Source organism: Pseudomonas sp. W5-36 (genome assembly GCF_046540455.1).
Lineage (GTDB): Bacteria > Pseudomonadota > Gammaproteobacteria > Pseudomonadales > Pseudomonadaceae > Aquipseudomonas > Aquipseudomonas graminis_B.
The window spans coordinates 92,192-104,593 of sequence record NZ_JAXCIQ010000016.1; the positions used below are offsets into that span (position 1 = coordinate 92,192).

13 protein-coding genes are annotated in these 12,402 nt (G+C 62.1%); 5 read left to right on the forward strand and 8 right to left on the reverse strand.

Annotation, left to right across the window (positions count from 1 at the left end; all coding sequences use genetic code 11):
* Positions 1-119: 119 nt before the first annotated feature.
* On the reverse strand, positions 120-1,469 hold the full coding sequence (locus SLW74_RS21700) for a cation:proton antiporter (RefSeq protein ID WP_410930064.1): 1,350 nt from the start codon (positions 1,467-1,469) through the stop codon (positions 120-122).
* Between the two features lie 158 nt (positions 1,470-1,627).
* On the opposite strand from SLW74_RS21700, the gene SLW74_RS21705 reads away from it, so the two are divergent.
* The gene (locus tag SLW74_RS21705) at positions 1,628-1,843 is read left to right on the forward strand and encodes a DUF6434 domain-containing protein (RefSeq protein WP_410930065.1); all 216 of its coding nucleotides are present in this window, start codon (positions 1,628-1,630) and stop codon (positions 1,841-1,843) included.
* A gap of 17 nt (positions 1,844-1,860) precedes the next feature.
* On the forward strand, positions 1,861-2,487 hold the full coding sequence (locus tag SLW74_RS21710; RefSeq protein WP_410930066.1) for a glutathione S-transferase: 627 nt from the start codon (positions 1,861-1,863) through the stop codon (positions 2,485-2,487).
* Positions 2,488-2,499: 12 nt separating this feature from the next.
* Here SLW74_RS21710 and SLW74_RS21715 read toward each other — a convergent pair whose 3' ends face one another.
* On the reverse strand, positions 2,500-3,309 hold the full coding sequence (locus tag SLW74_RS21715) for a helix-turn-helix transcriptional regulator (RefSeq protein ID WP_410930095.1): 810 nt from the start codon (positions 3,307-3,309) through the stop codon (positions 2,500-2,502).
* Between the two features lie 123 nt (positions 3,310-3,432).
* On the opposite strand from SLW74_RS21715, the gene SLW74_RS21720 reads away from it, so the two are divergent.
* Positions 3,433-4,389 (forward strand): threonine dehydratase, encoded by a 957-nt coding sequence (locus tag SLW74_RS21720; protein WP_410930067.1) that lies wholly within the window; start codon positions 3,433-3,435, stop codon positions 4,387-4,389.
* A gap of 48 nt (positions 4,390-4,437) precedes the next feature.
* On the opposite strand, the gene SLW74_RS21725 is transcribed toward SLW74_RS21720, so the two are convergent.
* The gene (locus SLW74_RS21725) at positions 4,438-5,220 is read right to left on the reverse strand and encodes a YkgJ family cysteine cluster protein (protein ID WP_410930068.1); all 783 of its coding nucleotides are present in this window, start codon (positions 5,218-5,220) and stop codon (positions 4,438-4,440) included.
* A gap of 110 nt (positions 5,221-5,330) precedes the next feature.
* Here SLW74_RS21725 and SLW74_RS21730 point away from each other — a divergent pair, with 110 nt between their 5' ends.
* Positions 5,331-5,573, forward strand: coding sequence for a LysR substrate-binding domain-containing protein (locus tag SLW74_RS21730; RefSeq protein WP_410930069.1), 243 nt, complete (start codon positions 5,331-5,333; stop codon positions 5,571-5,573).
* Positions 5,574-5,604: 31 nt separating this feature from the next.
* Here SLW74_RS21730 and SLW74_RS21735 read toward each other — a convergent pair whose 3' ends face one another.
* The gene (locus SLW74_RS21735) at positions 5,605-6,378 is read right to left on the reverse strand and encodes an L-iditol 2-dehydrogenase (RefSeq protein ID WP_410930070.1); all 774 of its coding nucleotides are present in this window, start codon (positions 6,376-6,378) and stop codon (positions 5,605-5,607) included.
* A gap of 55 nt (positions 6,379-6,433) precedes the next feature.
* Positions 6,434-7,747: an ABC transporter substrate-binding protein gene (locus SLW74_RS21740; protein ID WP_410930071.1), complete on the reverse strand. Its 1,314-nt coding sequence runs from the start codon at positions 7,745-7,747 to the stop codon at positions 6,434-6,436.
* Between the two features lie 290 nt (positions 7,748-8,037).
* Here SLW74_RS21740 and SLW74_RS21745 point away from each other — a divergent pair, with 290 nt between their 5' ends.
* Positions 8,038-8,967, forward strand: coding sequence for a helix-turn-helix domain-containing protein (locus SLW74_RS21745; protein WP_410930072.1), 930 nt, complete (start codon positions 8,038-8,040; stop codon positions 8,965-8,967).
* A gap of 126 nt (positions 8,968-9,093) precedes the next feature.
* Here the strand turns inward: SLW74_RS21745 and SLW74_RS21750 are convergent, their stop codons facing one another.
* From SLW74_RS21750 to SLW74_RS21760, 3 genes are all read right to left on the reverse strand, one after another.
* On the reverse strand, positions 9,094-9,255 hold the full coding sequence (locus SLW74_RS21750) for a hypothetical protein (protein ID WP_141695236.1): 162 nt from the start codon (positions 9,253-9,255) through the stop codon (positions 9,094-9,096).
* A 231-nt stretch (positions 9,256-9,486) separates the two neighbouring features.
* Positions 9,487-11,070: a putative bifunctional diguanylate cyclase/phosphodiesterase gene (locus tag SLW74_RS21755; RefSeq protein ID WP_410930073.1), complete on the reverse strand. Its 1,584-nt coding sequence runs from the start codon at positions 11,068-11,070 to the stop codon at positions 9,487-9,489.
* A gap of 97 nt (positions 11,071-11,167) precedes the next feature.
* Complete coding sequence (locus SLW74_RS21760; protein ID WP_410930074.1) at positions 11,168-12,355, reverse strand: MFS transporter; 1,188 nt, start codon at positions 12,353-12,355, stop codon at positions 11,168-11,170.
* Positions 12,356-12,402: the final 47 nt, after the last annotated feature.

The following is a 12,402-nucleotide window of genomic DNA, read 5'->3' on the forward strand; positions in this document are numbered from 1 at the left end:
TACCGATCGCACCCTTGAGCGTCCAATCGCTTGTTCCGATAGGCTCATCGACGCTGTCTATCATGGGGCTTTTGATCGTGCAGCCGCTTCCATAAAGGGAAGCGGACGCGGTCTTGAGGTCAGTCTTTGGCGGCCCGGGTGATGCTGCGCTCGTAGCGCTCCAGCAGAGGCTGAATGCTGATGCCATGCAGCAGAATGCTCAGCGCCACCACGGACAATGTCAGGCTGATGGTGGTGTGGACTGACTCGGCCGGCAGACCGTGGGTCAGCGCATAGCAGAGGTAGTACAGCGTGCCGATGCCGCGAATGCCGAACCAGCCCACCAGGGCTTTTTGCGGGCGGGTCAGCAGTTTGCCACTGATTAACAGCCAGACGCTCAACGGCCGAATCACGCAGAACAGCGCCAGCCCCAGCCCGACCGCGCGCCAGTCCCAGTAACTGGCGAGGGCGGCGCCGAGAAGGGTGATCAGCAGCACCTCCATCGCGCGCTCCACCAGGCTGCCGAAGACCATCATGTCGCCCATCATCACGCCGGCGGCGAGCTGACTGTCTGAGAGCGCATCGCGATCGCCCATGATCGCCGACTCCGGATCGCTGTGGGTGTGCCCCACCATCGGGATGGCCACGTGTTCCGACGGCACCTCCGATTGGGTGGCGTTGGATTCGGCGTGACGCACGCCAATGCCCGCCGCGAACACCGCCAGGAATCCGTAGGCGCCGAGGCCTTCGGCGGTGACGTAGGCAATGGCAATCAGCGCCAGGGCGAGGAAGTCGTTGGGCGACAGGGTGCTGTCGGCGTTCTTGATGCGCAGGTAGATCATCAGATGACCGACGCCACGGCCCAGGCCGTAACCCAGCATCAGCCCGACGGGTACGCCCCAGACGATGTTTTTCAGCAGCCAGCCCTGGGTCCAGTCGAAATCCGAAAAACCGTGGGTGATGAACATCAGGGCGAAAATTACGAAGGGGAACGCAGTGCCGTCGTTGAGCCCGGCCTCACCGGACAGGCCGAAGCGCACCCGATCCAGGTCCTGGGCGCTGTTGACCTGCACCAGACCGGCCAGCACCGGGTCGGTGGGCGAGAGCATGGCACCGAGCAGCAAGGAGATGGGCCATGACAGGCCGAACAGGTAATGGGCTGCCAGGCTGACGCCGGCAATGGTCGCCAGCATCACTGGCCCTGCCAGCAGGTACGCCGAATACCAGCCGCTGCGGTGCAGGGGCAGGCGCAGCTTGATGCCGGTGTTGAACAGCGAGAACAACACGGCGATCTCAGTCAGCCGTTCCAGCCAGTGGCGCGCATCGCGGATGTCGAGCTGCGCGATGTCCAGGCCCCAGGGCCCGATCGCGGCGCCAAACGCCAGGCACACCGCCGACGTCGTGACCGGCAGCCAGCGCAGATAGGAAGAAGTCAGTGCCAGCAGCATCAGCAGGACACCGAAGACGGTCATGCAAAGAATGAAACTCATGCGGAAACATCATCAGTCAATGGGCGGGAATGAGTGTGTGACTGTAGGAGGGGGGGATAGTTGAAACTAATGTGGAATGGATCCCGCGACCGGCGAGGCGCGACAGCGCGTGTTTGCCGACTAGACTGTGCGCGACCCCCTCACCTGGATTGAGCCCCATGGCATTTGACTGGCACAGCGAATCGCTTTCCCGAGAAACCCGGGTTACTCACGATTACCGAAACACCCAGAACGTGCGTCGTTTCATGACCGCGCAGTGCGGGCCGGCCTTCAAGTTCGACCGTGACTTCATGGCCTGGATACGCAACGACAGCGCCAAGACCCTGGGCGATGTGGTCGATGAGTGGCAACGACGCCACGGCAATAACGCCTGATGAAAACCGGAGACAGCATGTTCACATTATTCGGGGCCGACAGATCCGGCTCGGCCGCCATCGAGATGGCGCTCACGCTGTGCGGCGCTGATTACCGCCTGGTGGGCGCCAGTTCGCAGGCGGCCGGCGCTGGGCGCGATGAGCTCAAACGTCTGAACCCGTTGATGCAGGTGCCGACGCTGGTCATCCCCGGCGACGGCGTGCTGACGGAGAGCGCGGCCATCCTCACCCACCTGGGCCTGGCCTTTCCGCTGTCCGGCCTCTTGTCTCACGACGTCCATGAACGTGCCCAGCAACTCCGGGCCCTGGCGTACCTCACCACCAACTGCTACGCGTCCATTGGACTGATCGACTACCCGGAACGGTGGCTGCCGGACGGCGAGCCTGACCATTTAGACCGCTTGGTCGCGGGGGCGACGCGCAAGCTGCACAGTCAGTGGGAGGTGTTCAGCGATGTGTTTGACAACCCGGTTGCCTGGCACCCACATGCGCCCGGCGCCGTTGAGGTCCTCGCCTGCATGGTCAGCCAGTGGAGTGGGGCGCGGGAGCATCTGGGAAGGTCGCGGCCCGAGTTTTACGCCGCCCTCGGGGTCATTGATCGACATCCCGTCATCCACGCGGTGCTGCAGCGCCACGGTTGGTGAACGCGAGGTCGGTCACGGCGACAACTGACTGCGCAGCTTCGCCGGGCTGATGCCCATGCGCTGGCGAAAGGCCGTCGCCATATGCGCCTGGGAGCTGAAGCCACAGCCGTGGGCGATCTCGGCCAGTCTCGCCGTTGAGTCACGCATCAGGGCTCTGGCCTTGGCCAGGCGTCGGTCGATCAGATAACTGTGGGGGCTTTTGCCGGTGGTGTGCTTGAAGGCCCGCATGAAATAGCCCTCGGACAACCCCAGCACCTGCGCCATCGCCTGCACCCCCAGCGGGCCGTCGAGACCGGCGTCGATGAACTCATCGAGTCTGCGCATCCGGCTGGCGTTTATCAACCCTTGCAGCGGCGCGTCGACAGCGCTTTTGTCGTCGATCCGGTCGGCCAGGGCCAGCGCCCAGCCCTCCCAATCGTCTGCCGCCGACGTCTGCAACAGCGCTGCGCGCATCTTCATGGCGAGGGCGATCGCCTGGGGGTCAATGCGGTTATTGAAGGCGTGGTCGCCCGCCAGCGCCAGCCCGTCAGTGCGCAGCAGCCGCAGGTATTCACCGCCCGTGGGCGACGCCGACAACACGTCGCAACCGGCAGGCACGAACGCCAATCCATTAGGCACCGCGTCGAAGGGGTGCACCCGGTCGCTGCCGATGGCGTGCAGGCCGCGCTGACTTTCGAAGGCAAAGCCGACCACCGCCTGGGTCGCCACATAGCGCGTGGCGTAAGCGGCGGCAGGGAGCAATTCGATCATCCACGGGCCTGCCTCGACACGGCGAACCGGTTCAGACGGGAGCGGGGCAGGGGTGAGTTTTGTCGGGTTCATGGCCTTGATAGTAATCAAGTGATTCGGCAAAAGTCAGGTCAGTTTTCTGAAAGCCGGCGCGGCGTGGGTCTGCCTAGACTGGGCCACCTTTTGGAGGACACGATTTTGAGGAGTAGTCGCCCCATGCACGGACTGACCCGCAACGATATCGAACAGGCCGCTCGCCAGGTGTATGAGGTCATGCCGCCGACCGCTCAATATGCCTGGCCGTTACTGGCTCAGCGGCTGAACAGCACGGTGTGGGTCAAACACGAAAACCACACGCCCACTGGCGCCTTCAAAGTGCGCGGCGGGATTACCTTCATGCACTGGCTCAAGCGTACCTACCCGAGCGTCAGGGGCATCGTCACGGCGACGCGCGGCAACCACGGTCAGAGCCTGGCGCTGGCCGCTAGTGCGCTGGGCTTGAGTGCGTTGATCGTGGTGCCGGAAGGCAACTCCCCGGAAAAGAACAACGCCATGCGCGCGCTCGGCGCCAACGTGATCGAATGCGGCCGGGATTTCGACGAAGCCCGGGAGGAAGCCGCGCGGCTGGCGGACGTGCATGGGCACTATTTGGTCCCGCCTTTCCACATCGAGCTGCTCAAGGGCGTGGCCACGTATGCGCTGGAATTGTTCCTGGGAGCGCCGGATCTGCACACGGTTTACGTGCCTGTCGGGTGTGGATCAGGGATTTGCGGGGTGATTGCCGCCCGCGACGCGCTGGGCCTGAAAACCCGGGTGGTCGGTGTCGTGTCCACCGAGGCGGCGGCCGCCAAGTGGTCGTTCGAGGAAGGCACCATATTGCAAACCCCGTCGGCGAACACCTTTGCCGACGGCCTCGCCGTGCGCCGACCCGTTCCGGCGGCCTTCGCCATTTACAGCGTAGGGGCGGAGCGCATTGTCGCCGTCAGCGAAGACGAGATTGCCGTGGCCATGCGCGTGTACTACACCGACACCCACAACCTCGCCGAAGGCGCAGGGGCCGCTGCACTGGCGGCGCTCATTCAGGAACGCCGGGCCATGGCAGGGAAAACGGTCGGGGTTATTCTGTCCGGCGGGAATGTGGACCGGTCGGTGTATGCGCGGGTAATTGCCTGAAGCGGTAAGCGGCAAGCCGACCGCTTCAAGCGGTTCAGCAGGGGCCGGTCAGCGGGGGATCGCGTGGAAGATGTAATCGTCGCTGGGTGAGTCGGCCATGGGCACGGACTGAGCGTTGAGATACGCCCTCAACGGAGGGTCTTCTGCCTTGATCTGCCAGGGTTGATCCGTGGGGTTGGCATCGACCTCAGCGCTTTCGCAGGCGGCGAGCAGCGTTTCGACCGAGGGCTGGTGAATCACCAGACCGTTGCCTTTCCAGCCGGCGACGGTCAGGCCCAGGGATTCGCACACCGCCACTTTACGCCGGGCATCATCGCGGTCGGTCTGGCGCGATTGCTGGACCAGCATCGCCAGCCCCTGATCCGATGCCAAGAGGCTGCCCTGCCGCCAGCTTTCCGGCGGGCAGTCCTTGGCTTGAGGTTTCAGCTCAATGAAAGGACTGATCTCCATCGGGTAGATCCGGCACACCATCGGGCGCTCCAGGTACACCGAGCAGAGACCGTCTTTTTGCAGGTTCGGGCATTCAGGGATCGCATTGGCGGCCAGAATCACCGTCACCCGCAGCGTGCCCGAACCGCCAATGACCGGCGCAGACCGCCCGGCGTTGTAGGCATACTCGGGCGAGTCGACGGGCCAGAGAGAATCGTCGAACGCCTCCAGCAACACCCCTACGGGGTGGCCGCGTTTGAGCCAGGTCACGGCTTCGGCCAGGGTCAAAGGGACGAAGCGGCCACGGCAGCACGCGCCACACCCGACGCATTCGAATCGTTGGTCGGTGTCGACGCCTGGTGCGCCGGCTATTGAAACGTTTTCTGATTCTTGGCTATCCATGTCACCTGGGTCGCGTATTCGTTAAGCGGGAATGATTCGGACGAGGGCGCGATCGCGTGAGTCCTGGGGTTATGTGCCCTCTATGAGTGGGACCACCGCCGGCAACAACAGTGCGATCTTTAATCGATCTGGCCGGTCACCTTTACCCGAGCGGTGTGTGGGTGCCGTTGTCCCTGGTGGCCGAGCATCTGCAAGCCGGGCGGCTGGTGCAGATGCTCGCCGAGTGGAGCCCCAACTATTCAGGCCTGTGCCTGTATTACCCCGCGAACCGCCATCCGCCCATGTCCTTGCGCTTGTTTGTGCAGGCGGTGCGGGAGTGGGCGGGGCAGGCGCAGCGCGACGCACAGAGGTGAATGGGCCCGGCGAGTGGCGTGTTTTCAGGGCTCAACTCATCCAGTTGCCGCCGTCGACGTTGTAGGTCTGGGCGACGACATAATCGCTTTCCGCTGACGCGAGAAAGATCGCCATGCCGGTGAGGTCTTCGGCGGTGCCCATGCGGCCGTAGGGCACTTCCTCGCCGACGAGCCTTTTCTTCTCGCCCAACGGCCGGTTCTCGTGTTTGGCGAACAACGCATCCACGCCATCCCAGTGCTCGCCGTCGACGACCCCCGGTGCGATCGCATTGACGTTGATCCTGTGCTTGATCAGGTTCAACCCGGCGGATTGGGTCAGGCTGATGACGGCGGCCTTGGTCGCGCAGTAGACGCCCACCAGTGCCTCGCCGCGACGCCCGGCCTGGCTCGCCATGTTGATGATCTTGCCGCCATGACCCTGAGCAATCATCTGCTTCGCCGCCGCTTGAAGGGTGAACAACGTGCCGGCGACATTGATCGAGAACAGCCGCTCGTAGCTCTCGCGGGTGATGTCGGTGATCGGTGCCAGATCAAACAGTGCGGCGTTGTTGATCAGGATATCCAGCTTGCCGGTGGTGGCGACGACGGCCGCAATGGCCGCGTCGATGGAGGATTGATCCGTAACGTCCATCTTCACCGCGTAGGCACTGGCGCCCAGTTCGGTGGCGGTCTGGGTCGCGCGCTGCAGATTGATGTCGGCGATGGCCACTGTCGCGCCTTCGCGAATATAGGCCTCGGCGTAGGCCCGCCCGATACCCCGGGCCGCGCCTGTGATCAGGGCGCTTTTACCTTCGAGTCGTTTCATTGAAAGAGTCATCCGTCATGGGGTGAGGTCCGGCCGACTTCCGTCGGCGGGGCGTTTATTGCTTCGGGTAACCGGCGCGCTTCATTTCCCGCTCCGTCGTCGACTGCGCAGCCGCCAGTGCCTGCTCGACGGAGGTCTGACCGGTGAGTGCGGCCGAGAAGAGTTTGCCCACCGACGTGCCGATGGCCTGGAATTCCGGGATGGTCACGTACTGGATGCCGACATAGGGCACCGGCTTGGCCGACGGGTGCGCCGGATCGGCGTGTTTCATCATTTCCAGTGTCACCCTGGCGAACGGCGCGGCCTTGAGGTAGGCGTCGCTGTAGGTAGATGTGCGAGTGCCAGGCGGCACGTTGGTGATGCCATCCTTCTGGGCCACCAGCTGGATGTATTCCTTGGACGTGGCCCAGGTGGTGAAGGTCTTGGCGGCGTCCTTGTGTTTGGAGGTCGCCGGGATTGCCAGGGACCAGGCGTACAACCAGGACGACCCCTTGTCGGTCACTTCAACGGGCGCCGGGGCGAATCCCACGCTGTCCACCACCCGGCTTTGTTCTTTGTCGGTGGTGAACGAGCCTGCCACGCTGGCATCAACCCAGATCGCGCATTTGCCGCTGTTGAACAACGCGAGGGTTTCGTTGAAACCGTTGCTGGAAACACCCGGTGGCCCATAGTTTTTAAGGGTGTTGACGTAGAAGTTGGCAGCGGCCGTCCACTCGGGGCTGGTCAGCTCGGGTCGCCATTGCTCGTCGAACCAGCGGGCGCCAAAGGCATTGGCCATGGTCGTCAGCAAGGCCATGTTCTCGCCCCAGCCGGCCTTGCCCCGCAGGCACATGCCGTACTGGCCCTGGTCCGGGTGGTGCAGCTTGGCGGCAAACTCACCGAGCTGGGTCCAGGTCGGGTGCTCGGGCATGCTCAGCCCGGCTTGCTTGAACAGGTCGGTGCGGTAGTAGGTCACCGTGCTCTCGCCATAGAAGGGCAACGCATACAGGGTGTCCTTGACCGACAGGCCCTGGCGCACGGACGGGATGATGTCGTCGAGGTCGTAGCTGGCCGGCAGGTCCTTCATCGGCTCAAGCCAGCCTTTTGCGCCCCACAACGGCGTTTCATAGGTGCCGATGGTCAGCACATCAAACTGACCGCCCTGGGTGGCGATGTCGGTGGTCAGCCGCTGGCGCAGGACGTTTTCTTCAAGCACCACCCAGTTGAGCGTGATGTCGGGGTGCTGCTCTTCGAATACCTTGGACAGCCGCTGCATGCGGATCATGTCGTTGTTATTGACCGTAGCGATGGTGATCGTCTCGGCAGCCTGACTGATGCCCGCCAGTGACAGACCGGCAGACAGCAGCAGCGCGTGATGGGTGATCTTCATGGTGATCTCCAGTCCGCGCTGGCAGCGCGGAATCGTTATTGTTGTTTTGAGCCCTGCCGATCAATCTGACGTGTCACCTCGGGGCAGTGGCGTGTCGATTACAGCAGCTCGGACGGCCTGCAACAAACACGCTGGGGATGTGCCGCTGATGCTTTTTTAACCGCACAGCCCAGCCATGCGCCAGGCTAAAAAAGTATCAGTGTGCAGTGACAGCCGAGGTGGAGCAGGGCGATGCGATGGGCGTATGGTGCGTCGATGCGTGCGCCAACAACGACAAAAAGGGGCAGACCATGCCTGCGAGCCGAACCGCCTTATTCGAGCAGTTGCCTGCCGAGCTGGAAATCATCCTGCCGGCGCCCCAGCAGAGTTTTCGCTGGTATGAGCACGACTATCCCTATGCGCTCGCGCGCTGGAATCACCATCCCGAGTACGAGATTCATCTGATCCGCAAAGGCAGCGGCAAAGTGGTGGCGGGCGATTACATCGGCGCCTTCGGCCCCGGCCATGTGGCGCTGATCGGTCCCGATCTGCCCCATGACTGGATGGGCGATCTTGCGCCGGGGGAGCACCTGCAAGACCGGGACGTCGTGCTGCAATTTGACGGCGCGACGTTGCTGGCACTGCGCGAGTCGATGCCTGAGCTGGGTGAATTGCAGGGATTGTTCGACCGCGCCCGTCGCGGGCTGGAATTTACCGGCGAGACCGCCCTGCGGGCCGCAGACCTGCTCGAGCGCATAGGCTCGGCGAGCGGGTTACAGCGCTTGCTACTGTTTCTTGAGCTGCTCAATACGCTGAGCGGAGCGTCTGACAGAGAAGCCCGTACGTTGGCGAGTGCGTGTTATGCGCCGACACTGGATGCCAAAAGCGCCGAGCGTGTACACCGGGCGTTCGACTACCTGCAGCGGGAGCTCACGGGGGATATCAGGCTGTCGGTGATCGCCGAGCGGTTGCACATGAGCGAACCGGGGTTCTCGCGGTTCTTCAAACGCGCCACGGGGCATGGGTTCATCGACCTGATGCGCAAGCTGCGCATTCAGAAGGCCTGTCGGCTGCTGCTGCAGACGCAGATGTCCATTGCCGATGTCTGTTTTGAGGTGGGTTACATTAACCTGTCGAATTTCAATCGACATTTTCGCTACGAGATGAAGCAGACGCCGTCGGATTACCGAAGAGCCACGGCGGCGGCTTTATTCAGCTTGAACACGTTCAAGGCGTCGTAGGCGATCTTTACCGTGTTGAGATGAACCCATGCCACGTCCAAACGATGGCTGGGCGCCGATAGGGCGGCAGCTGACGGTCAGTCAGCGCCGCCCACCGGTGATCTCACACTCAGGCCAGTGCCTGACTCACGCTTGTTCGTCGTGCTCGGTCGCATCATCGTCGTGCTTGAGCGCCGGCTTCATGCCTGGCTGCGGCGCGTGCACGGCATCCGGCGCGACTTCTTCGCCGTGGTTCTTCTTCTCTTGCTGCACTTTCTTGTCGTGGGCGACGTTACGTGGATCGGTCATGGGAATTCCTTGATCTGGCAGATGATTCGAATGCCCACCGACGCAACACGTTAGCCGTGAGTGTCGGGGCAAGGTTTGGAGTCAGTGCCGGCTTCAGCGTTCAGTGCATTTCAAACCGCGATCACCGAGCTGAAATACCTGACGCGAAATAGCTGATCGGCAATGGCCGACCCGCCATGACCGGGAAACCGCGCGCAAGAGGAGATTGCCAGCGCATGTGCCCGCGAACTTTCAGCCGGCTTGCTGCGCAAACGACGAATGGGTGTAGCAGAACAGGCTGGAAGCCGGCTTCGGACGGCCGTACAGATAGCCTTGGGCGTAGTTGCATCCGCTGTTGGCGAGCCACGACGGCAGGTGAGGCAGGTGAAACTCCTCGACGCCTTCAGCCGTGACTTGCATTTTGAGGCTGCGCGCCATGCCCAGAATCGCTTCGACCATGGGCAGGTGATCGGTCTGCCCGGGCTCAAAGAACGACCGGTCTATTTTGATCTTGTCGATGGACAGGCGGGTCAGGTGATACAGGCTTGAATAACCAATGCCGAAGTCATCGAGCGCTACGGTAACGCCGTGGTCGTGCAATTTGCTCAGGTTCTGCCGCGCCACGTCCAGGTTCCCGACCAGGGCCTCCTCGGTGATTTCGACTTCGAAGCGATGAAACGCAAACTGCTCTTGCCGAAGCTGCTCCAGCAACTGATCGGGAAACAGCGCGTCGGTCACCATGCCGGCGCTGACGTTCATTGATAAGCGCAAGCGGTCATCCCAACGATTGGCCGCGCGACAGGCTTGCTTGATCAACGAGTGCGTCATGGACGGGATCAACCCCAGGCGCTCAAGCACCTGAATGAAGTCGGAAGGTGGGGCGGTGCCGCCGTCGGGCTTGAGCCAGCGCGCGAGAACTTCAAAGCCCACAACCTCCTGAGAGGGGAGCGCGACGATCGGTTGAAAGTACGGCACGATTTCGTCTGCTTCCACCGCTCGTCTCAGTGCCAGTTCAAGATCGGCCTGGGCCCGGCGCTGTTTTTCATATTGGCTGTCATAAAAGTTATAGGTCGAACGCCCGTCTTCTTTACCCCGGTACATTGCGGTGTCGGCACAGTGCAGCAATGCCGAAGCGTCCTGCGCGTCTGTCCACGACCGTGCAATGCCAATGGTGGCGCCCAACGCCGAAGGTTCGACGGCGCCGGACAATGGCGCGCCGAGCCGGGACACAGCCGCCTCGGCGATCTGGCACAGCTCGGACTGGTGTTTGAACGTGAGAAACAGCAGGCAGAACTCATCGCCGCCCAATCGCACCGCCACGCCGCCGTTATGGTCGGCGATGGCTTCGAGCCTGCGCGCGATTTCCACCAGCACAATGTCGCCGGCGGCGTGACCATGCTGATCATTGACCGCCTTGAAGTGGTCCAGATCGATGAGCATGACCGCCGCGGGCCGCTTCAAACCGAGCTGATTTCTCACCATGTCCATGAAGATGCGACGGTTGATCAGCCCGCTCAACGAGTCATAGGTGGCCAGGGTTTCAGTCTGCGCCTGTGCCTGTTTCAGCCTGAGGTAGCTGGACCGGGTATTGGCGATCAGGCGTCTGAGCAGAATGGTCGGGATGATCAGTGAAATCAGAGAAAACCCCGTGACGGTCAGGACGAATCGCCATCTTTCGGCATCCTCAAAGTCAGCGTCATAGGGCAGGGCGAGCCAGTGCATCACCCAGGCTTCGAGCTCGAATTCCCACACAATGGAAAGTCCGATCACTGTGGACAGCGTGATCAGCAGCAGTACTGGCAGGCGACAGGGGTTGCGGCGGTGCAGGTCATTCATGTCAGGCCTCACTGGGCCGGAAGGATAATCGTGATGTCAGACTGCCATCTTCTCACATAGGTTCATACCGTTGATCGCAGAGTCCCTGAATAGCTGATCAGCCGACAGACGCTCTGGGCCCCGATCTGCGCAGTAGCAGTAAGGAGGCGAGAACGCCTGCGAGCCCTACGCTTGCGAGCGCTAACCAGGTCTCGACAGGGCTTCGGTTCAATATGAGCCAGCTTCCCACGTAATAACCCCCGGTGCCGCTGAGTGCCCCTATCGCACTCATCAGGCCAAAGAACGTTCCCTGGCTGCCATCCGGTGCCAGCGATGCGGTCATGCTTTCAAGCGTGGGCAACAGGATGGTCTCGACAACGGTGTAGGCCAGGATAAACAGCAGAAACCATTCGATGCCGCGCAGCATGGCGACACTGGCGAACGTGACTGCCGCGCCCAGATACGCCCAGGTTGTCAGTGATGCCGGATTCATTGTCGTCAGCCAGCGCTTCGCCAAAAGGATGAACGCCAGACCGACGACCCCGTTTACGACGTAAATGGCGGAAGCTGCATGGGGGCCGGCTAATTGCCCCGCGTACATCGGGAATGCCACGTAGAGCTGCGGGAACAGGAAAAACCATGGCAATGAAACAACGATCAATCGCCACAGCCCGCCGTCTGTAGCCGCAGCTTTCAGGCTTTTAAGGACGGGCTGCCGGCTCAACCTCACTGATGATCCATACGTTGATCGGCAGGCAACGGCGCTGAGACTGATGAACACTACTGCGCTGATGCCGAAGGCCACGCGGATGTCAGCCAGGCCGGCAAGCCCACCGATAATGGGCCCCACCGCCGCTCCGGCGTTCAACATCTGGTTGTTGGAAGCGAAGAGGGCCGAGTGGCATTCTCTGGGTTGCCGGCCGAACACCCCATAAACGCCACCCTCGTAGCAGGCGACTCCGGAACCTGCGATCACCGCACAGCCAATCCATGCGCTCACTCCATCGAACGCGCTGAACCCGAGAAATCCCAAGCCCCTCAGCAGCAGGCCCAGGGTAATGACCCAGTGCGAGCCGAACCGATCAGCGATCGCGCCCGCGGCAAGTGGGAGCACTTGTGCGCAAAGCAGATTGGCGGACATCACCGACGCCAGTGCAGCTGCGCCGAACTGGAGGTTGGCTGACATGTACAGCGCCAGCAGCGGTATCGTCATGAAATGGGAGGCGTTCATCAGCCCCTGCATCCACAGCAATCTGCGGATACCCGGGGGCCAGGACGGTTGTTCGGCTGGGTCTTCCTTGATCATATTGAGGACTCGTAACCATCAATGATAGTTTGATGGTTACTTACATC

Coding starts and splice junctions, on each gene's coding strand:
- SLW74_RS21710 (WP_410930066.1), top strand. CDS start 1,861: ATGTTCACATTATTCGGGGCCGACAGATCCGGCTCGGCCGCCATCGAG.
- SLW74_RS21740 (WP_410930071.1), bottom strand. CDS start 7,747: ATGAAGATCACCCATCACGCGCTGCTGCTGTCTGCCGGTCTGTCACTG.
- SLW74_RS21720 (WP_410930067.1), top strand. CDS start 3,433: ATGCACGGACTGACCCGCAACGATATCGAACAGGCCGCTCGCCAGGTG.
- SLW74_RS21755 (WP_410930073.1), bottom strand. CDS start 11,070: ATGAATGACCTGCACCGCCGCAACCCCTGTCGCCTGCCAGTACTGCTG.
- SLW74_RS21735 (WP_410930070.1), bottom strand. CDS start 6,378: ATGAAACGACTCGAAGGTAAAAGCGCCCTGATCACAGGCGCGGCCCGG.
- SLW74_RS21725 (WP_410930068.1), bottom strand. CDS start 5,220: ATGGATAGCCAAGAATCAGAAAACGTTTCAATAGCCGGCGCACCAGGC.
- SLW74_RS21715 (WP_410930095.1), bottom strand. CDS start 3,309: ATGAACCCGACAAAACTCACCCCTGCCCCGCTCCCGTCTGAACCGGTT.
- SLW74_RS21745 (WP_410930072.1), top strand. CDS start 8,038: ATGCCTGCGAGCCGAACCGCCTTATTCGAGCAGTTGCCTGCCGAGCTG.
- SLW74_RS21700 (WP_410930064.1), bottom strand. CDS start 1,469: ATGAGTTTCATTCTTTGCATGACCGTCTTCGGTGTCCTGCTGATGCTG.
- SLW74_RS21760 (WP_410930074.1), bottom strand. CDS start 12,355: ATGATCAAGGAAGACCCAGCCGAACAACCGTCCTGGCCCCCGGGTATC.
- SLW74_RS21750 (WP_141695236.1), bottom strand. CDS start 9,255: ATGACCGATCCACGTAACGTCGCCCACGACAAGAAAGTGCAGCAAGAG.
- SLW74_RS21705 (WP_410930065.1), top strand. CDS start 1,628: ATGGCATTTGACTGGCACAGCGAATCGCTTTCCCGAGAAACCCGGGTT.